The sequence below is a fragment of the Kitasatospora sp. NPDC059160 genome (genome assembly GCF_042755465.1).
In the GTDB taxonomy this organism is placed as follows: domain Bacteria; phylum Actinomycetota; class Actinomycetes; order Streptomycetales; family Streptomycetaceae; genus Kitasatospora.
The window spans coordinates 1-19,687 of record NZ_JBHZCN010000143.1; the positions used below are offsets into that span (position 1 = coordinate 1).

The following is a 19,687-nucleotide window of genomic DNA, read 5'->3' on the forward strand; positions in this document are numbered from 1 at the left end:
CTGCGCGAGGACGGCACCGTCTGGGCCTGGGGCTACAACATCAACGGTCAGCTGGGCGACGGCACTTCGGCCAGCCGCAACGTCCCGTCCCCGGTGGTCAACCTGACCGGCGTCACCCGGATCGCGGCCGGGTGCAACCACAACCTGGCGCTGGTCGGCCCGCCGAGCGGCCCGTCCAAGCCCACCAGCGGCAACGCCGTGAAGGCCTGGGGCTACAACGCGACCGGCCAGCTCGGCGACAACAGCACCATCAGCCGCTACACCCCGGTCGACACCCAGGGCATCTGGCTCGGCGGCGTCTCGCAGATCGCGGCGGGCTGCAACCACAGCCTGGCCGTCACCGACAGCGACAACAAGCTCAAGGCCTGGGGCCAGAACACCTCCGGCCAGATCGGCGACGGCACCACCGACTACCGGATCACCCCCGTCCCCGTCCCCGGGGTCACCGGCGTGCAGCTGGTGGCCGGTGGCCGGGAGCACACCGTCGCCCTGCTGGGCAACAACACCGTCCAGTCCTGGGGCAACAACGGCTCCGGTCAGCTGGCCAACGGCACCACGACGGACAGCAGCACCCCGGTGACCTCGCTCACCGCGCTGACCGGTGTGGACAAGATCGCCGCCCCGGTCGGCGGTGATTTCAGCCTGGCGAACTGACGCTCCGCTCGCGGACGACAGCCCGGCCCCGGCGACGCCTCCCGCCGGGGCCGGGCCGTCGCCGGGGAGGGGCGGACCGGCACCGGCGGAAATGTCCTGCCGTGGTGTCAGCTTCCTTGTAGCATCTGCGCGTTCGAGGTCGGCTGCGCAGGCGGGGGACGGGGTCCGTGGCAGGAACCATCACGTTGTGGGTGTTCGGGTTGCTCTGCTTCGTCGTGGCCTTCGCGAAGGAGACGGCGAGCGGGGCCGGGATCAGCCTGCCGGGGCCGAAGAGCGGGGGTGCCCGGGTCGGGGTGGTCGCGGTCGGGGTGCTGGCGCTGATCCTGGGGACGGCGATCCGGCCGGGAAGTGACACGCCGACGGCGCCGCCGGTCAGCGCGGTGACGGGTGGTGCGGTGACGGGGACGGCCACGGCCGTGCCGAACCCGCCCGCGCCGCCCTCCTCGGCCGGGCCCGCCGTGGTCTGGAGCGGCCAGGTCGCCATCCCGATGGACGGCGGGGCCGACTTCGACCTCACCCCGCCGGGCCGTCACCCCGGCGTCCCCCAGGGCATCTACGCGGCGGGCTTCACCGCCACGACGGCCGTGGTGCGCGAGGAGATCACTTCGGAGCACAACAGCTTCGGCATCTGGACCGGCCAGGCGCCGCCCTCCGGCGCCGCCTGCGCGGACTGGGCCGCCAGTCACCCGGGCGACTCGGCCCACGTGAGCGTCGGGACGCTGATCTGCCTCAGGACCCCCGGCGGTCGCACCGCGCTGATCAAGGTCGACTCCATCGCCCCGGCGGACTACCAGCTGGAGGCGACGGTGACCGTCTGGTCCGGCTGAGGGACACGAGCTGACGGTCATGACGGGGTGACGGCCGGCGGGTGCCCGGTGTGCTTTCCGGTCCGCCCGGGCTGGTTGACCTAGATTGCCCGACCATGAGCGAAAATGTCGGAATCAGTCGTCGGTCGCTGCTCAAGGCGCTGCCCACCGCGGTCCTGGTGGCCGCGTCCGACGGGATCCTCTCCCGGCGGTACGCGGCGGCCGCCGCCGGGCCGCAGCCGTTCCCCCAGCCCGCTCTGCGCACCGCGCGGCCGGTGCCCGGCCGGGCGGGGGCGGTGCTGGAGCAGACGCTCGACGTGCGGTTCACGGACACCGTCGTCCCCGGCTACGGCACGGTCACCACCCGCACCTACAACGGGACGATCCCCGGCCCGACCCTGCGGCTGCGCGCCGGGGACACCCTGCGGCTGACCCAGGTCAACGGCCTGCCGCCGAACGAGCCCCACGACGGCGACCACAACCGGCCGCACGGCTTCAACAGCTTCAACCTGCACACCCACGGCCTGCACGTCGACCCGACCGGGGAGGCCGACAACGTGCTCCGGGTGTTCGAGCCGCGCACCGCCGAGGAGGTCGAGGCCGGTGCCCCGGAACCGCAGTACGTGACGACGATCGACGTCCCGGCCGGCCACCCGGCCGGCACCTACTGGTACCACCCGCACCTGCACGGGGCCACCTCCGTGCAGATCGTCGGCGGGATGGCCGGGGTCCTCGTCATCGAGGGCGACGTCGACGAGGTCCCCGAGATCGCGGCCGCCGCCGACCTGGTGGTCTGCCTCAACGAACTGCGGCTCAAGGACGGCAAGGTCCCCGACTTCACCTCCGGCAACGCGCTGGCCGCCGTCCCGGCGGTTCTGACCGTCAACGGCGCGGTCAACCCCACCGTGACGCTGCGCCCGGGCGAGGTGCAGCGCTGGCGGCTGGTCTGCGCGACGGCCTTCACCGCGCCGGTGCTGCGGCTCACCGGCGGCGGCGGGGACCTCACCCTCCACCAGATCGCCCAGGACGGCGTGACCTTCCCGGCTGTGGTCGCCACCGACGCGGTGCGCCTGACCATGGGCAACCGGGCCGACGTCCTGGTCCGGGCCGACGCCCCCGGCAGCTACGAACTGCGGGCCGACGGGCGGACCGCGCCGCTGATGACGGTCGAGGTGACGGGCGAGGCCCTCGACCCGCCGATGGACCTGCCGACCGCGCTGCCGGCCGGCAAGCCGTTCCTCGACGAGGGCGACATCGCGAACCCGGACGCGGACCGCGAAGTGGTGTTCCACGTCGATCCGGGCGTCTTCCCCGCCCCCTTCCCCAACGCCTACCGGATGCTGGGCAGCAACCCGACCCCCGTCGCCGACCCCGCCGGCGACCCCACCCGCGATCCGGCCTACGGCCTGTTCGACCCCGGCTACGTCAACCACACCCTGGAACTGGACCGGGTGGAGCGCTGGACGCTGCGCACCGCCGAGACCAACCCCGCCTTCCACCACCCCTTCCACCTGCACACCAACCACGTCCTGGTCACCCACCGCAACGGCGAGCGGCTGGACCCGCCGGTCTGGCAGGACACCGTCGACCTGGCCGGCGGCAGACCGGGCGACACCGTCACCCTGCTGGTCCGCTACGAGGACTTCACCGGCCGGGCCGTCGCCCACTGCCACCAGCTCCAGCACGAGGACCTCGGCATGATGCAGACCGTCGAGTACGTGGAGCCGCGCCGGTCCTGACGCGCCGTGGGGTGCCCCGCCGCCGAGGCGGAGGCGGGGCACCCGAGGGCTACGCGCCGGCGCGGGCCGGGGCGGGGGACGGGCCGGTCGGGGCCGGGACGGCGGCCCGGCGGGCGTGCAGGACGGCGGCGCCCAGCGGGAGCGGGCGGTGGTCCAGCAGGTGCAGCCCGGCGTCGGTGAGCAGCCGGCCGTAGTGGTCGGCGCGGCGCTCGCGCCCGCCGGTGTTGGCCATCATGTGCAGGTCCCACGCGGTGGCCAGCGAGGCCGAGCCGTCGGCGGGCAGCAGCCGTTCGACGATCAGCAGGTCGGCGTGGGCGGGCATGGCCCGGGCGCAGTGCCGCAGGATCTCGGCGCAGCGTTCGTCGTCCCAGTCGTGCAGCACCCGGGACAGCACGTAGACGTCGGCGTCGCCGGGGACGTCGGCGAAGTCGCCGGTCACGTAGCCGCAGCGCCCGCCGAGGCCGGCGGCGTCGAGGCGGCGGCGCGCGGCCTCGACGGCGTGCGGGCGTTCCAGCAGGACGCCGCGCAGCCGGGGGTGGGCGGCGAGCAGCCGGCCGAGCAGTTCGCCGTTGCCGCCGGCGATGTCGACGACCGTCCCGGCGGCGGCGCGGGAGCCCGCGGCGGTGACGACCGGGTGGTCCGGGAGCGGGTCGAACATCCGGGCGCTGGCGGCCATCGACAGGTCGAAGAGTTCGGCGAGTTCGGGGTCGCGGGCGAAGTGGTCGAAGTGGTTCTCGCCGAAGAGGTGGTCGAAGGCGGCCTCCCCGGTGCGCACGGTGTGCTCCAGTTCCGCGAAGGACCGGTAGAACGGGCCGCCGTACATCAGCGCCAGCGGCCGCATCGACGCCGGGGCGTCGGCGCGCAGCAGGGCGCCGGTGCCGGTGAGCCGGTAGCCGTCGGGGTGTTCGGCGACGACGCCGAGCATGGCGAGGTAGCGCAGCAGGGTGGCGAGGCTCTGCGGGTCGGCGCCGAGGGCGTCGGCGAGCTGCCGCGGCGCGGTGGCGGTGCGGGTGTCCAGGGCGTCGGGCAGGCCCATCCGGGCGCTGACCGCCAGGGCCTGGGTGGTCCAGGCGCCGGTGAGCTGGTGCAGCAGGGTCTCGGCCGAGCGCTGGGTGGGGTCCTCGCCCAGGTGGTCGGCGAGGACCGTGCGGTGGTCGCCGTGGGCGTGGAGCTCGACCCGCCGGTACCCGGTGCGGGAGCCGGCCGGGGTGGTGAAGTAGAGGACGGTGGAGTCCTCGTGGGGGTTGTAGCCGCCGCCGTCGGGGGCGGCGCCGTGCCGGGTGAGCAGCGCGCACAGCCCGCGCAGTGCCAGCGGGTCGGGGTGGGCGACGTCGAAGGCGAGGTGGGCCTCGTGCTCGTGGGCGCGCTCCTGGTCGGCGAGTTCGGCGAGGTCGGAGCCGGGCGGCACGGTGAGCACGAACACCTCGACGCTGCGTTCCCCGTCGGGGCCGGGCACCGGCGGGCGCAGGATGCTGACGTCGAGCTCGGCCTCGGCGCGTCCGTACCGCCGGGCGAGCCGGCTGCGGACCACCACGCTGGGCTGCGGGGGCGCGTCGGGTTCCAGTCCGCAGGAGGCGAGTCGGGCGCGGAGGGTGGCGTCGTCCGGGGGCAGGACGAGCAGGGCGGCGTGCGAGAAGCGGCAGCGTTCGGCCAGGGCCCGCAGTTCCGGTCCGTCGAGGTCGGGCAGCAGCAGCGGGAGCAGGGTCGCGGTGTCGTGCTCCCTGACGAACTCGGCCGTCGCCCGCAGGCGGGCGGTGTCGTCCGGGGGTGTCGCGGTCATGGGGAGGGAGTCCTTGGTGCGGGGGCGGGGGCGCCCGGTGGGCAGGGCGGGTCAGATGCCGACGTAGTTCTCGGCGAACCAGTCCTGGTGGGTGCGCGAGGTGCGCAGGGATTCGACGCGGGAGCGCCGCATGGCTTCGTGGAAGAACGATTCCTCTGCCGGGCCGGCTTGGGCACCGACCGCCGGGCCGACCGCCGGGCCGACCACCGGGCCGACTGCCGCGCCGCTCCCCGGGCCGACGGGGGAGTGCAGGAGCTGGATCATCCAGTGGGCGAACTCCTGGGCCCGCCATATGTGGGTGAGGCAGCGCGCGGAGTAGCCGTCGAGCGCCCGGGCGTCGCCCCGCTGGAGCTCGTCGATCAGCGCCTCGGCGAGCAGTTCCGCCTCCAGGACGGCCAGGTTGGCGCCCTTCGCGGCGGCCGGGGCGGGGAGGCTGGCGGCGTCCCCGGCCAACAGCAGTGAGCCGTACCGGAGTCGGTCGAGCACGTCCGACTCCAGGTGGACGACGGAGCGGTGGAGGATCCGGCCGTGGTGCAGCGGCCCGTGCTCGTCGGCGCGCAGCCGCCGGTCGAGGGCGGTCCGGATCCGCTCCTCCGACCAGGCGTCGGCGGGGGTGCCGGGCGGGCACTGGAGGTAGTAGCGGGTGACGTCGGCGGTGCGGGCCATGTGGCCGGCGAAGCCTTCGGGGTGCATCGCGTAGCCGACGGCGTCCATGCTCGGGGGCGCCTCGGCCAGCAGGGCGAGCCAGGAGACGCCGTGGTCGCGGTGGTACCGGCGGGTGTCGGGGGGCAGCGAGCGGCGGGCCGCGCCGTGGCGGCCGTCGCAGCCGGCCACGTAGCGGGCCCGCCAGCGGCCGGGGCGGCCCTCGGCGTCGCGCACGGTGACGGTGGGGGCGGGGCCGTCGATGCCCTCGACGGCCCGGGCCTCGGTCTCGAAGGCGATCCGGCCGCCAGCCGCCAGGTAGTGCGTCAGGAGGTCGGTGACCAGGTCCTGTTGGGGGTAGACGGTGTGGAGTTCGCGGCGGCCGAGGGCGCCGTAGTCGAGCCGGAAGCTGCCGTCCTCGGTGCGGAACTCGCAGGTGCCGTGCGGTTTCCCGTGGCGGTGCAGGCCGTCGGCGAGGCCGTGGCGGTCCAGGACGCGGACGGTGTTGGCAGCGAGGAACCCGGCCCGGGCCCTGGTCCGGACGTGCTCGGGGTCGGCCCGTTCGAGGACGACGCAGTCGATGCCGGCGGCTCGGAGGAGGTTCCCGAGGGTGAGTCCGGCCGGTCCGGCGCCGAGGATGACGACATCGGCGGTCTGCTGGGCTGTTCGGCCTGTCTGACGTTCAGTCACAGTACGGGGAGCTTAGCCACCGCTGGATACAAGGAAGCGCCGGAATCCCTCGGATCGGTGATAAGGGTGATGATCTTCACCAGTGCTTCGCACAATCGCCGACTCCCGGGCGCCCTGCTCGAAGATGATCGGGACTGCGCACTGTTGCGCAATGATGGAGGTCTCGACTATAAATCGATCATCTTCACGCACATTCGTGCAGTCTCGCGCAGGAGGACCTGATGGCCCACGTCGACGAAGAGATCGCCAGCCAGCCCGACTGCTGGCAGCGCGCCCTGGAACTGGCCCCGCAACACCTGCCCGAACCCGGTGAGCGGGTCGCCGTCATCGGCTGCGGCACCTCGCTCTACATCGCCCAGGCCTACGCGGCGCTGCGCGAATCCCTCGGACACGGCGAGACCGACGCCTTCGCCGCCTCCGAGTTCCCGCTCGGCCGCCGCTACGACCGGATCGTCGCGCTCACCCGCTCCGGCACCACCACCGAGGTGCTCGACGCCCTCGCCCGGGTGGGCGGCACCGAGACGGTCGCGATCACCGCCGACCCCGGGACCCCGGTCGGCGCCGCCGCCCGCCACCTGGTGGCGCTGGAGTTCGCCGACGAGCGGTCCGTCGTCCAGACCAGGTTCGCCACCACCGCCCTCGTCCTGCTGCGCGCCCACCTCGGCGCCGCACCGGCCGACCTGCCCGCCCAGGCCCGTACGGCGCTCGCCGAGCCGCTGCCCCGGGGCGCCCTGGAGGCGCGGCAGTTCACCTTCCTCGGCACCGGCTGGAGCTGCGGGGTGGCGAACGAGGCCGCGCTCAAGGTCCGGGAGGCCTCCGCCGCCTGGACCGAGGCCTACCCGGCGATGGAGTACCGGCACGGCCCGATCAGCGTCAGCGGCCCGGAGGGCCTGGTCTGGTTCCTGGACACCCCGCCGGCGGGCCTGGCCGACCAGGCCGGGGCGACCGGCGCCGCGGTCAGCGTGCCCGGGCTCGACCCGCTGGCCGAACTGGTCCGGGTCCAGCGTCTGGCCGTCGGCCTCGCCGTCCGGCGCGGCCTCGACCCCGACCGGCCGCGCCACCTCACCCGCTCGATCGTGCTGGACCAGCCGTGACCGGCCGCCCGGCGGAGCGCCCGCCCGGCCCGGCCACCCGCCCCGCCCGTCCGCTGACGGCACAGCCCCAAGGAGCACCGTGACCCTGGTCGGAACCGGAGAGATCGTCGCGCCCGCGGTGGACGGCGGCCGCGGCGTGGGGGCGTTCAACGTCATCCAGCTGGAACACGCCGAGGCCATCGTCGCCGGGGCCGAGGCCGCCGGGGTGCCGGTGGTGCTGCAACTCAGCCAGAACGCGGTGCGCTACCACGGCGGCCTGGCGCCGATCGGCGCGGCGACGCTCGCGGTGGCCCGGGCCGCCGCCGTGCCGGTGGCCGTCCACCTGGACCACGCGACCGAGCGGCCGCTGGTGACGGAGGCCCTCGCGCTGGGGTTCGGCTCGGTGATGTTCGACGCCTCGGCGCTGCCGTACAAGGAGAACCTGCGCACCACCGCCGAGGTGGCCCGGCAGTGCCAGGAGGCGGGCGTCTGGGTGGAGGCCGAACTCGGCGAGGTCGGCGGCAAGGACGGGGTGCACGCCCCCGGGGCCCGGACGGACCCGGCGCAGGCCGCCGAGTTCGTGGCCCGCACCGGCGTCGACGCGCTGGCCGTGGCCGTCGGCACCTCGCACGCCATGCTCACCCGCACGGCGGCGCTGGACCTCGACCTGATCGCCGCGCTGCGGGCCGCCGTCCCGGTGCCGCTGGTGCTGCACGGCTCCTCCGGGGTCGCGGAGCCCGTCCTCGCGGCGGCGGTCGCCCACGGGATGACGAAGGTCAACATCGCCACCCACCTCAACAAGGCCTTCACCGAAGCGGTCCGCGACCGGCTCGCCGCCGAACCCGCACTGGTGGACACCCGGACCTACCTGGGGGACGGGAGGGCGGCGGTGGCCCGCGAGGTCACCCGGCTGCTCGGCGTGCTGACCGCGCCCCGGGCGGCGGACCGGGCCGCCGTCTCGCCCTGACCGGCCGTCCCGCCGTGAACCGGCGCCCGCCGCCGGGCTGCGCGGTTGGCTGCACTGTCGGCTGCGCGGTTCGCTGCGCGCGGGTGCGCGGAGCTGTCCGCGGGTGCAGTCACCGACCGTCGACCCGGGCTGAACTACACTCCGTCCATGCTCAAAGCTGATCGCGCCGCCAGGATCGTCTCGCACATCGCCGAGGCGGGGAGCGCGGACGTGCGGACGCTCTCCGACCTGCTCGGGGTGTCCGACGCGACCGTGCGCCGGGACCTCCAGGAACTGCAGGACCAGGGGCTGCTCCAGCGCACCCGCGGCGGTGCGGTGACCGGGGCGGTCAACCTGGAGATCCCGCTGCGGCACCGGAGCGACCAGCAGGCGGAGGAGAAGCGCCGGATCGCCCGGGCCGCCGCCGAACTGGTGCCGGAGGGCGCCGTGGTCGGTCTGACCGGCGGCACCACCACCACCGAGCTGGCCCGGGTGCTCGCCGAGCGCGGCAACCTCACCGTGGTCACCAACGCGGTGAACATCGCCGCCGAGCTGATCGTCCGCCCCGAGGTCCGCCTGGTCGTGATCGGCGGCCTGGCCCGCTCGGCCAGCTACGAGCTGGTCGGCCCGGCCGCCGAGCGGATGCTCGACCAGTACCACCTGGACCTGGCCTTCATCGGCGTGGACGGGCTGACCGTCCAGCAGGGCTGCACCACCCACGACGAGATGGAGGCCCAGACCGACCGGGCGTTCCTGCGCAGCAGCGCGCACACCGTCGTGCTCGCCGACCGGACCAAGGTCGGCCGGGTCACCTTCGCCTCGATCTGCCCGCTCACCGACGTCCACGACCTGGTGACGGACGCGGGGCTGCCGGACGCCCAGGAGCAGGCGATCGCCGAGAGCGGCGTCCGGGTGCGGCGGGCCTGACGAGCGGGCCTGACGAGCCGGGCCTGACGGGCGGGCCTGCGGCGTCAGGGCACGCCCTGGCCGTCCCGGGACAGTGCTGGGACGCGGGAGGGGACGGCGAAGCGTGGCGGACGGGCGCGGGCCGCTCCTAGCGTGACTGCCGTCCGGTCCGCCGAGGTGCGGACGTGCGGACCCCTGCCGAGTCCGAGGCCACCCCTGCCCCCGTGCCGTCAGCAGGTCCGGGGGCAGGGGTCCTTCCGTCCCCTCCCGCTCCCCGAAGGACCAGGTCGCCCCCTATGAACGCCGTTGACCCGACCTCCGCCCCCGTCGGCCCCGGCCGCCGCACCTTCCTGGCCGGCGCCTTCGCCGTCGGCACCGGCGCCCTGCTGGGCTCCGCCCTGACCACCGGGGCGGCCGCCGCCGCCACCGGCCCGGTGATCGCCGACACCGGCGCCTGGGGCGCCCGCCCGGCGAGCAGCCCGCTCAACGTCGTCCCGGGCGCGCCGGACAAGGTGATCGTCCACCACACCGCCACGCCCAACGTGACGGACTACTCCCAGGCCGCCGCCTTCTCGCTGGCCCGCTCGATGCAGACCTACCAGATGGACAGCGAGCACTGGATCGACACCGGCCAGCACTTCACCGTCAGCCGCGGCGCCTACGTCATGGAGGGCCGCCACAGCAGCCTGGCCACCCTGCGCGGCGGCGGCCAGCACGTCGAGGGCGCCCACTGCACCGCGCAGAACACGGTGGCCATCGGCATCGAGAACGAGGGCACGTACAGCACCGTCGACCCGCGCAGCCAGCAGTACGCCGCGCTGATCGACCTGATCACCTACATCTGCCAGCAGTACGGGCTGCGCGCCTACCAGGTCTACGGGCACCGCGACTTCAACAACACCGAGTGCCCCGGCGACCGCCTCTACGCGCTGATCCCGCAGATCCGCCGGGACGTCGCCGCGCGGATCGGCGGGGACCCGACCGGCCCGGTCTGGCCGGTGCTCGGCAGCGGCGCCTCGGGCGAGAAGGTGCGGACGCTGCAGTACCTGCTGGTGCAGCGCGGCCAGTCGCTGACCGTGGACGGCTCGTACGGGCCCGCGACCCAGGCCGCCGTCACGGCCTTCCAGAACACCACCCACGCGTCGGCCGACGGCGTCGCGGGCAACCAGACCTGGAGCCAGGCCGTGGCGCCGCTGGCCCGCGGTGCCTCGGGCAGCGCGGTGCAGGCCGTGCAGAGCCAGCTGGTCGCGCACGGCATCCAGGTGAGCGTGGACGGCGCGTTCGGCCCGGGCACCCAGACCGGGGTGACGTCCTTCCAGTCCTCCGCCGGGCTGCCGGCCGACGGCCTGGTGGACGCCCGGACCTGGAGCCGACTGCTGGCCTGACCCGGTCACCGGCCTCCCGCGAGCGCCCGTCGGGGCCGTCCCACGCCCGTCCCAGGCCCGTCCCACGGGTCTCCGGGGCCCGTCCCACCGCCTCCGCCCACCGTCCCCGGCGCACCCGGGACGTCCCTGGTGCCGCCGACGCCTGGAGGGACGGGCGGCCGCCCCCCGAGAGTGGGCGGCACTGCTTGATCGACCGACAGGCACCCGACGGAATGGGATCGACCGTGAAGAAAACCTCGGCCCTGCGCGCGCTCGCCGCAGGCGTGCTCGCCGCCGCCGTGCTGGCCCTGCTGCCCGCACAGGCGGCCCAGGCCACCGACAGCACCACCTGGGTCCAGCGCAACCTGGTGGGTATCGGCTACCTCGCGAGCGGCGGCGTCGACGGCAACTACGGCCCGCAGACCACCGCTGCCGTCCGCAGCTTCCAGCACGACAACGGCCTCGACGAGGACGGCGTCTACGGCGGCCGCACCGAACTCGCCCTGCACAACAAGGTCGCCGAGGTCCAGCGGGTGGCCGGCTCGGGCGCCGACGGCGCCTACGGCGACGGCACCACCAGCGCCGTCAGCACCTGGCAGCACTCCCACAACCTGAGCAACGACGGCATCGCCGGCCCGGCCACCATGAACGCGATGGGCGTCGCCCGCACGGTGCAGATCACCGCCCAGTGGAAGTTCCCCGCCCACGGCTGGAGCGTCAGCGGCCAGTTCGGCTGCCTGGACCAGATCTACAACCACGAGAGCGGCTGGAAGGTCTACGCGACCAACCCCTCCTCCGGCGCCTACGGCATCCCGCAGTCGCTGCCCGGCGACAAGATGGCCGGCGCGGGCTCCGACTGGCGGACCAACCCGGCCACCCAGCTCCAGTGGGGCCTGGACTACATCCAGAGCCGCTACGGCTCCCCGTGCAACGCCTGGAGCTTCTGGCAGTCCCACAACTGGTACTGACCGGCCGGCCGGTCCCGACCGGCCACCCGCACCGCCCCGTACGACGTCCTCCCCTGTCGACTCCTCGAAGGAGCACGTGGTGAACAGCTCTTCCCTCAACCGTCGCGCCCTGCTGCGCTACGGCACCGGCGCGGTGGCCGCGGCCGGGCTCGCCGCGGTGGCCAACGTCGGCCTCGCGCGTCCGGCCGCCGCCTACGGCTGGTCCGGCAACCTCGGCCAGGGTTCCTCCGGTTCCGCCGTGACCGAGCTCCAGATCCGGGTCGCGGGCTGGGCGGCGGACTCCGCCTCGCAGACCTGCGTGGCCGTGGACGGCTCCTTCGGGCCCGGCACCGCGGCCGCGGTGCGCCGGTTCCAGGCCGCCTACGGGCTCAGCGCGGACGGCGTGGCCGGCCCGCAGACCTTCGGCGCGCTGAACGCGCTGGAGAAGTCGGACGGTTCCACCGCCCACTTCAACTGGTCCGAGTTCACCAGCCACGACGGCTCGGGCTTCGGCGGTGGCAACGTCGGTGCCGACGAGGTGAAGGAGAACGTCCGCCGCACCATGTACAAGCTGGAGGCGCTGCGGAAGAAGGCGGGCGACCGCGCGGTCACCATCAACTCCGGCTTCCGCAGCACCGCGTACAACGCCTCCGTGGGCGGGGCGGGCAACTCCATGCACACCTACGGGGTGGCGGCCGACACGGCGGTCTCCGGCCTGTCCACGCTGGACGTCTACCGGATCGCCGAGACCTGCGGCTTCTCGGGCCTGGAGACCCACACCGTCTCCTGGCAGCACGTGGACAGCCGGATCGAGCACTCCAACTACGGCTCGGGCTTCTGGTGGTGGCAGGACGGCGTCGCGTAACGGCGGACGCCACGGCCCTGTCCGGGCCACAACGGCGGCGGCACCGCGCCCTCCCCAAGGGCGCGGTGCCGCTCTGTCGTGTGCCGGTGGTGCCGGGTGGTTCCGGTGCCTCCGGCGGTGCGTCGAGGTTCCTGTGCTGCCCACAGGGACCAGGGTGGTCGGGCGCGGCCGGTCAGGCCCCGCGCCGCAGGGAGCGCCGTCCGGCGACCGCCAGGACCCCGCCCGCGCCGACCGCGAGGGAGACCAGGGCCAGCCGCCGCAGCAGGGCGGCCTGCCGCACGTGCGGGCACTCCGGGTGGTCCTCCCCGCCCGGGGCGTCGGCCGACGGTCCGTCGGCCGGCCCGGACGGGGAGGCGGTGCCGCCGGGCCCGGGGGCCCCCGGCGCGGCCGACACGAGGCGTCGGCTCTCCGCGAGGTGCCAGAGCTCCAGCAGGAGCTCCGCATCGCCCCCGCAGACGACCGCGATGCTCTGCACCGCGCCGCGCGGGGGGAACTGCTTCCCGTTCACCCAGCGCTCCCACGAGGACTTCGCGTAGTGGGTGCGTTCGCTGAGCCGGGCGTAGGTGAGGCCCGACCGGTTCTTCAAGGACTGCAGCTCGCCGGCGAGCCGGTCGGCGGGTGAGGCGGCTGCTACCGCTGCTGCGGGTGACGCGAGTGAGGTGAGTGACGCGAGTGACTCAGGTGATGGTGATGTGATCTCGGACGCGTGGTGGCGGCCCATGAGGTTTCCCCGAACTTCCTCTGAGATGACCGTTGTGGTGCATGGATCCGAACTGCACCGGGCGCCCCCCGTCCGTGCTGTCTGCGGCGAAGTCTTTAACCGGACCAGAACCGGTGTTGACTCCTGGGCTACCCGGCGCGGCCAACTCTGCGCGATCGGGCACCGATCTTCGACCGTCTCCGGAGCTTCTGAGACGCTGCGCGTCGTCCCCAGGGTCCTGAGCTGCGGGTTGGGACGCGGATCAGGAAACCCTTGAGACGATCCGCCCGGGTGCGGCGGAAACCGGATGGGAGCGCGAGGCGGGAGAGATTAAGCTGATCATCCGAAAGAAGATCAGTTCGAGTCTGCCGACGACCTGCCAGAGGTGCCCCACACGTGAGTCAGTCCTGGAAACCGCTCCCTGACGATCTTTCGGAACCCGCTCGACGCCTGGTCGAGGAACTGCGCGCCGTCAAGGACGCGCACCGGATCTCGCTCGCCGAGCTCGGTCGGCTGACCTACCTCAGCAAGGCGTCCTGGGAACGCTGGTTGAACGGCAAGCGTCTGATCACCTCCCAGGCCCTGGCCGGCCTGATCGCCGCGCTGGACTGCGACGCCGTGCTGCTCACCTCCCTGCTGCGGCAGGCCGAGGCCGCGCGCGACGCGGAGGCGACGCCCGGCGCCCCGGCCGCCGTGGCCCCGGCCGCCGTTGCCCCGACCGAGGCGGCCCCGACCGCCGCCGCTGAGCCCGCCGTCGTGCCCGTGCCCGTACCCGTCCCACTGCCTGTCCCACTGCCCGTCCCGGTGTCCCTCCCCGTCGCCCGCGTCGCCCTCTGGCGGCGGCCGCAGGCGCTGGTCGCGGTCGCCGCCGTCGCCGTGCTCCTGCTGGTCGCGGGCCTCTACCTGCACGGTCTGAACGGCGATGGCGGCGCCGCGGCCTCCCCCGGGCACGTGCCCGCGCTGATCGAGCCGACCGCCCCGATCGCCCCGCCCGCGGTGAGCACGGGCGCCCTGCCGCCCCAGCTCTGCCAGTCCGTCGGCTGCGCCGGCAAGGACCCGCAGGCCATGGGCTGCGAGGCCGACGACCAGACCGTGCTGACCGGCACCATCGGCAAGGTCGTGCTCTACCTCCACTACAGTGCGCGCTGCCGGGCCGCCTGGGCCGGGATCACCGACGGCTCCCCGGGGGACAGTGCCACCATCTCCACCGGCACCGGGGGGCACGAGACCGCGCTGATCCACTGGGGCTACGACAACTACTCGAAGATGGTGGACGCCGACGCGCCCAACACCGTCCTGCGGGTGTGCGGCCACCAGAAGGACGGCGAAGACTGCACCCTGCCCCTGTCCGGCGCCGCCGCCCGCGCGCAGGCCCTGGCCACCACCCCTTCGCCCACCCCCACCCCAACCCCCACTCCCACCCTCGTGCCGACGGTGACGCCCTCCTCCTGACCCTCTTTCCGGTGGACGGGCCGGGGCCCCGGAGACCGGAACGGACACCGGTGCTCAGACGAAGTTCTTGTCGACGAGCATCTGCAGCACGTTCACGTGGAGGTCCGGGAAGTCCATCGGGACGATGCCGAACCGGGCGCGCTGCCGGGTGCGCGCGCTCAGGTACGGGTAAACCGCCCGGTCCATCACGGCCTGCGAGCTGTTCCGGGGCCAGTAGCCGCCCGCGTAACTGAGGAAGTTCACGAACATCCTCGGATTTCCCGGACTGGCGAAGGCCTTGTCGAACTGGGCGACGACGTACCGGCCCTTGTCGCCCAGCGGGTCGGTGCCGCCGGTCTGCCAGACGTCCTGGGTGTCGAACCAGGCGTTCTGGCCGCTGGACCAGTCGATCAGGCCCCAGGGGTTGGCGAAGTCGGCGAGCAGCACCACCTTGCCGCGGGCCGCGCCGAGGGCGGGCCAGCCGTAGAGGTGGAACAGGCCGCGGTAGCCCAGCGCGTCCAGGTAGTGGTCGACCCGCCGCTGGAACTCCTGGTCGTCGAGGGCCTGGCCGCCGGCCCGCTCGTTGCGCAGGCGCATCAGGAGCGTCTCGCCCGGGTGCGCCGCCAGGAAGGCGCGGCACTGGTCGAGCACGTCCTGGAGCCGGATGTGCTGGTAGGCGTCGGAGTGGTAGATCCCGAGTTCGTCGGGCGCCCCCTGGAGGCCGTTGCAGCGGATGTCGAGGAAGCGGACGCCCTCCTGCAACTGCTGCGGGATGCCCCAGTTCTGGGTGTGCGACCACTCGGTGCCGTACCAGGGGTTCTGGCAGCAGGAGTCGTGGGTGCCCGGGACGGTGAGGTCGAGCAGGGAGAGGCTCCCGTCCAGCCGGTCCATCCAGCTGTCCGTCGGCACCCCGCCCGGGGTGGTCGGGCCGCCCGCGGCCAGGGCGGCGGGCGCCCCGAGCAGAGCGCCGACGGCGGCCGCACCGCCCGCCCCCGCGCCCCACCTGAGGAGTTCACGACGTGCGATGCCCATGGCCCGGCTCCCTCCGCCCCGCGCGCGGGTGCGACGACAAGTCCTGACGATCGGTCCGTCCTGACACTCGTCCAACGCCGCCGCGGCGTCAACGGGTTCAGCGCGGCTCGGGCAGCCGGCAGTCCGGGCCGACCGCCAGCCACCAGGCGGGCAGCTCGATCCGTTCGCCCTCGGGGGTGAACTCGGTCAGGGACAACGGAAGTTCGCCGGTGGCGAGGACGGCGAGGCCGGCCGAGCGGAGCAGCCCGTCGAAGGCCGCGTCGGCCACCTCGGCGGGGGCGAGCCCGTGGGCGAAGACCGGGCGCAGCTTCGGGGGCGGACCGGCCGGGGACTGGGCGAGCCCCTTGAGCACCTCCTTGGCGGACTCGGCCAGTTCGACCAGGAAGGCCCGGCCGCGCGATCCGAGCAGGGTGGCGACGGCCTCGGCGACCGGCCGGCGGTCGGCCGGCTCGCTCTGGTGGATCACCCCGCGCACGTACACGTTGGCGTCGCCCAGGCGCTCGTGCAGGGCCCGGACGGCGGCCGGGTCGGTGGCGTCCAGCTGGGCGAACTCGGCGCGGCCGGACCGGTCCTGGCGCCGGGCGAGCTCGACGGCGGTGCCGGACAGGTCGACGCCGACGGCCCGGGGGAAGTGCTCGGCGAGGAAGCGGGTCTGGCGGCCGTTGCCGCAGCCCAGGTCGACCACCGGCAGGTCGGGGTCGTGCAGGTGGGGCCGGAACAGGGCGAGGTGGCGCTCCGCGGTGAGGGCCGGCTCGGCGTCCCAGATCACCGCGCCGGGCTGCTCGGGCGCCTCGCCCCAGAAGCCCTCCCAGGCGTCCCGGTACCGATTCGTCACGCTCATGGCGGGGGCCTCCGGAGGTCGCGCACGGCGTCGTCACGCACCGTGTCGGGACCGTGTCTACCGGTGCCCGATCCGGAAGGGCAAAATCACCGGCGCGGCCCGCCCGGTACCGGCGTGCGGCGGCCGCCCCGCGCCCCCTCGGTGAGCCCAGGGGAGTGCGGGACGGCCGTCGCGGTGCCGGTGGCCTCAGCAGCCGGGGCGCCAGTCGGCCTCCAGTGCCGTGCTCCCGTCCGCGCGGGTGACGGTGTGCCAGTGGGCGTGCAGCCCGGTGGCGGGGCGGTCGGTCGAGCGCGGCGCGCCCATCGCGCCCAGGACGGGACTGTCCAGGGGGCTGGCGGCCAGCCGCTCCAGCACCTGGGCGAACGCGGCGCGCAGCCCCTGGCCCCGGCGGCGGACGTCGGGCACGACGGAATGGAACGCAGCGACCACGGACATGCGACTCACCTCCGGAAGGACCTGCGGAACGTGCAGGTACGTCCCCCAGCTTGCGCCGGTCCGCCCTCGTGCCCGCGCGGATTGACGCACTGCTGACGCGCCGCTGACGGGCCCCTGACGGCCGCGCCGTTCCGGGGTTCGTACCCGATGGGCGGCGGCCTGCCGGGCCGGGCCCCGGCCGGGCCTCCGCGCGGGCGATGGAATTGACCTGACCGGTATTCCGGCGGCGGCCGGAGAAATCCCGGGAGGCACGCTCGGGCGAGGAATTGTCAGGCGCTCGCCAGAAGTGCGGGATCCGGGGTCGGCGAAGGGCTCCGGAAGGGCGAAGTGGCTGGTCAGGGCCGTGACGCAAGGCCTTCGTCAAATGTCGTCCCAGTGACCGGCATTGATGTGGAGCCGGTTCCTCCGAGGGTTTCGCCAGCAATTCCCCAGACCTTGGCAAACCTTGTTCCCAGGCTGCTGCGCCGGGCCCTTCCGGACCGGCATCATCGGCTGACATGAGTCGATTCACCGCAATACCGCAGGGGGCTCCCGCGTGAGGGCCTTTCGCTTCCTCCCCGTCGTCGCCTTGGCCGTCGCCACCACGGTGATCGGGCTGGCCACCGTCCTCCCGGCCTCCGCCACCAGCTCGCGGGTGGACCTGAACGTCCTGGTGGTCACCGACGGCAACCCCTGGGTCGAGGGCATCCGGCAGCAGTTGGCCGCCGAGGGCGTGCCCACCACCGTCATCGACCTGACCAGTGCCGGCCGGGCCACGATCACCGCGGGCTTCCTCGCCGACACCCTGGCCGACGGCACCCCGCACGGGCACTTCGAGGGCGTGGTGCTGCCCAACGACGCGCCGACCCAGCTCTCCGCGGCCGAACTGAGCACGCTGACCGGGTACGAGCAGACCTACCAGGTCCGCCAGGTGGACGCCTACGTCTGGCCCGGCGCCAACACCGGCCTGGCCGCGCCGACCTGGTCCGGCTCGCTGGACGCCACCACCGCCACCGCGACCGCCGCCGCCCGCGGCGACGCCTTCCACTACCTGAACGGCCCGGTCGCCTTCGAGGGCACCGCCGGCGGCAGCGGATCGTACGGCTACCTGCCGACCCCGCTGCCCGACAACCCGGCCACCGGCTCGCACTTCGAGCCGTACCTGACCGAGACCGTCCCCGGCACCGGCACCCAGGGCTCCCTCGCCGGGGTCTACACCTCCGGCGGCCGCCAGCAGTTGGTGCTCACCTTCGCCTACAACTCCTACCAGCAGCAGTTCCGGCTGCTCGCGCACGGCATCGTGGACTGGGTCACCAAGGGCGTGCACCTCGGCTACTGGCGCAACTACTTCTCCGCCCACATCGACGACCTCTTCAACGCCAACTCCCGGTGGAGCCAGAGCGGCGACTGCACCCCGGGCGAGGGCGACTGCGTCGGCAGCGTCCCGGCGACCACGCCGATCCGGATGACACCCGCGGACGTCAGCGCCACCGTCGCCTGGGAGCAGCAGAACGGCTACACCCTGGACTTCCTGTTCAACGGCGGCCCCAGCCTGGACTACGCGGACGCCAACGGCGGCACCGACCCGCTGACCACCGCCCTGCTGGCGAACAAGAACAGCTTCATGTGGCTCGACCACACCTACCAGCACCCGTTCCTGGGCTGCGTGCAGAACTTCACCGTGATCCCGTGGAAGTGCCAGACCGACTCCACCGGCGCGGTCCAGTACGTCGACCAGGCCACCGTCAACAGCCAGATCCAGCAGAACATCCAGTTCGGCCAGGCCAACGGGCTGCCGTTCCGGCCGGGCGAGCTGGTCGCCGGTGAGCACTCTGGCACCGTGATGCTGCCGCAGCAGCCCGCCGACAACCCGAACTTCCTCGCCGCGCTCAGCCAGAACAACATCCAGTGGCTCGGCGTGGACGCCTCCCGGGAGACCGGCCAACGGCAGATCGCCTCGGCGCTCGGCGTGCCCCGGCACCCGGTCAACGTGTTCTACAACGTCTCCACCGAGTCCGACGAGGTGAGCGAGTACAACTGGCTCTACGCCTCGAAGGCCAACGGCGGCAGCGGCAACTGCGAGGCCAACCCGGCCACCACGACCTGCATCACGCCGCTGGACCTGAACCGCGGCTGGGCGGACTACGTGCTGCCGATGCAGACGAGGATCACCCTCGGGTACGTGCTGAGCAACGACCCGCGGCCGTTCTTCATGCACCAGTCGAACCTGACCGACGACCGGCTCGCCCTGCAGACGCTGACGGACATCCTGTCGACGTACCGCGGTTGGTACACGGCCGACACCCCGATGGTCAACCAGACCCTCACCGACGCCGGCACCACCCTCCAGCAGCAGACCGCCTGGCAGCAGACCCGCACCGCGGGCACCGTCAGCGGCTACGTCCAGGGCGGCGTGGTCACCGTCCAGGGCCCGACGGGCACCGCCGTCCCGGTCACCGTGCCCACCGGCACCACCGTGACTGGCGGCGCCGCCTTCGGCAGCGCCTACGCCGGCGAGCAGTCCGGGTACACCACGCTCGGCACCGCGCCGACCGCGCTCACCGTGTCCAGCGCCCTCTTCGGGACCGCCACCGCCGGGGCGAGCCCCAGCGCCGGGCTCGCGCTCGCCTCGTACTCCGTCGGCTCGCCGCACCAGGTGCGCCGCAGCGGCACCGCCGTCACCGTCACCGACCCGTTCGGCACCCATGTGCTGCCCAGGCTCGCGGGCAGGCCCGACGAGGAGCTGCACATCGGCAGCACCCACCACCACCCGTACCAGAGCCCGGTGGCGCCGCCGCGGAAGTGACGCCCCACCCGGTACCGGCGGGGGGGCGGGGCGGCCCCCCCCCCCCCCCCC

At 73.9% G+C, this 19,687-nt stretch carries 17 protein-coding genes; 11 read left to right on the forward strand and 6 right to left on the reverse strand.

Going from position 1 to position 19,687, the window contains the following annotated elements; all coding sequences use genetic code 11:
• From ACFXOZ_RS38185 to ACFXOZ_RS38195, 3 genes are all read left to right on the forward strand, one after another.
• Nucleotides 1–654, forward strand: a 654-nt coding sequence (locus ACFXOZ_RS38185; RefSeq protein WP_380594564.1) for an RCC1 domain-containing protein, incomplete at its 5' end; no start/stop codon positions are given.
• Nucleotides 655–821: 167 nt separating this feature from the next.
• The gene (locus ACFXOZ_RS38190) at nt 822–1,481 is read left to right on the forward strand and encodes a hypothetical protein (protein WP_380594566.1); all 660 of its coding nucleotides are present in this window, start codon (nt 822–824) and stop codon (nt 1,479–1,481) included.
• 95 nt (nt 1,482–1,576) lie between these two features.
• Nucleotides 1,577–3,199: a multicopper oxidase family protein gene (locus tag ACFXOZ_RS38195; RefSeq protein ID WP_380594568.1), complete on the forward strand. Its 1,623-nt coding sequence runs from the start codon at nt 1,577–1,579 to the stop codon at nt 3,197–3,199.
• A 49-nt stretch (nt 3,200–3,248) separates the two neighbouring features.
• Here the strand turns inward: ACFXOZ_RS38195 and ACFXOZ_RS38200 are convergent, their stop codons facing one another.
• Nucleotides 3,249–4,979, reverse strand: a complete 1,731-nt coding sequence (locus tag ACFXOZ_RS38200; RefSeq protein ID WP_380594570.1) for a methyltransferase — start codon at nt 4,977–4,979, stop codon at nt 3,249–3,251.
• A 51-nt stretch (nt 4,980–5,030) separates the two neighbouring features.
• Nucleotides 5,031–6,311 (reverse strand): 4-hydroxybenzoate 3-monooxygenase, encoded by a 1,281-nt coding sequence (locus ACFXOZ_RS38205; protein WP_380594572.1) that lies wholly within the window; start codon nt 6,309–6,311, stop codon nt 5,031–5,033.
• Between the two features lie 221 nt (nt 6,312–6,532).
• Here ACFXOZ_RS38205 and ACFXOZ_RS38210 point away from each other — a divergent pair, with 221 nt between their 5' ends.
• From ACFXOZ_RS38210 to ACFXOZ_RS38235, 6 genes are all read left to right on the forward strand, one after another.
• A complete protein-coding gene (locus ACFXOZ_RS38210) occupies nt 6,533–7,405 on the forward strand; it encodes an SIS domain-containing protein (RefSeq protein WP_380522654.1) in 873 nt (290 codons plus the stop codon).
• 79 nt (nt 7,406–7,484) lie between these two features.
• Nucleotides 7,485–8,351, forward strand: a complete 867-nt coding sequence (locus ACFXOZ_RS38215) for a ketose-bisphosphate aldolase (RefSeq protein WP_380522653.1) — start codon at nt 7,485–7,487, stop codon at nt 8,349–8,351.
• 147 nt (nt 8,352–8,498) lie between these two features.
• Nucleotides 8,499–9,257, forward strand: a complete 759-nt coding sequence (locus ACFXOZ_RS38220) for a DeoR/GlpR family DNA-binding transcription regulator (protein WP_380522652.1) — start codon at nt 8,499–8,501, stop codon at nt 9,255–9,257.
• Between the two features lie 275 nt (nt 9,258–9,532).
• Entirely contained in the window at nt 9,533–10,621 is a 1,089-nt protein-coding gene (locus ACFXOZ_RS38225; protein WP_380594574.1) for an N-acetylmuramoyl-L-alanine amidase, read from the forward strand.
• A gap of 224 nt (nt 10,622–10,845) precedes the next feature.
• Complete coding sequence (locus tag ACFXOZ_RS38230; protein WP_380522649.1) at nt 10,846–11,568, forward strand: peptidoglycan-binding protein; 723 nt, start codon at nt 10,846–10,848, stop codon at nt 11,566–11,568.
• A 79-nt stretch (nt 11,569–11,647) separates the two neighbouring features.
• Nucleotides 11,648–12,412: a D-Ala-D-Ala carboxypeptidase family metallohydrolase gene (locus ACFXOZ_RS38235; protein WP_375891571.1), complete on the forward strand. Its 765-nt coding sequence runs from the start codon at nt 11,648–11,650 to the stop codon at nt 12,410–12,412.
• Between the two features lie 172 nt (nt 12,413–12,584).
• On the opposite strand, the gene ACFXOZ_RS38240 is transcribed toward ACFXOZ_RS38235, so the two are convergent.
• A complete protein-coding gene (locus ACFXOZ_RS38240) occupies nt 12,585–13,133 on the reverse strand; it encodes a helix-turn-helix domain-containing protein (RefSeq protein WP_380594576.1) in 549 nt (182 codons plus the stop codon).
• 375 nt (nt 13,134–13,508) lie between these two features.
• Between ACFXOZ_RS38240 and ACFXOZ_RS38245 the strand changes: the two genes are divergently transcribed.
• Nucleotides 13,509–14,564, forward strand: a complete 1,056-nt coding sequence (locus ACFXOZ_RS38245) for a DUF2690 domain-containing protein (protein WP_380594578.1) — start codon at nt 13,509–13,511, stop codon at nt 14,562–14,564.
• Between the two features lie 54 nt (nt 14,565–14,618).
• On the opposite strand, the gene ACFXOZ_RS38250 is transcribed toward ACFXOZ_RS38245, so the two are convergent.
• From ACFXOZ_RS38250 to ACFXOZ_RS38260, 3 genes are all read right to left on the reverse strand, one after another.
• Complete coding sequence (locus tag ACFXOZ_RS38250) at nt 14,619–15,575, reverse strand: phosphatidylinositol-specific phospholipase C (protein WP_380594580.1); 957 nt, start codon at nt 15,573–15,575, stop codon at nt 14,619–14,621.
• 97 nt (nt 15,576–15,672) lie between these two features.
• Nucleotides 15,673–16,416, reverse strand: a complete 744-nt coding sequence (locus ACFXOZ_RS38255; RefSeq protein ID WP_380594582.1) for a class I SAM-dependent methyltransferase — start codon at nt 16,414–16,416, stop codon at nt 15,673–15,675.
• A gap of 186 nt (nt 16,417–16,602) precedes the next feature.
• Nucleotides 16,603–16,851 (reverse strand): hypothetical protein, encoded by a 249-nt coding sequence (locus tag ACFXOZ_RS38260; RefSeq protein WP_380594584.1) that lies wholly within the window; start codon nt 16,849–16,851, stop codon nt 16,603–16,605.
• 535 nt (nt 16,852–17,386) lie between these two features.
• On the opposite strand from ACFXOZ_RS38260, the gene ACFXOZ_RS38265 reads away from it, so the two are divergent.
• Entirely contained in the window at nt 17,387–19,636 is a 2,250-nt protein-coding gene (locus ACFXOZ_RS38265) for a hypothetical protein (protein ID WP_380594586.1), read from the forward strand.
• Nucleotides 19,637–19,687 lie beyond the last annotated feature (51 nt).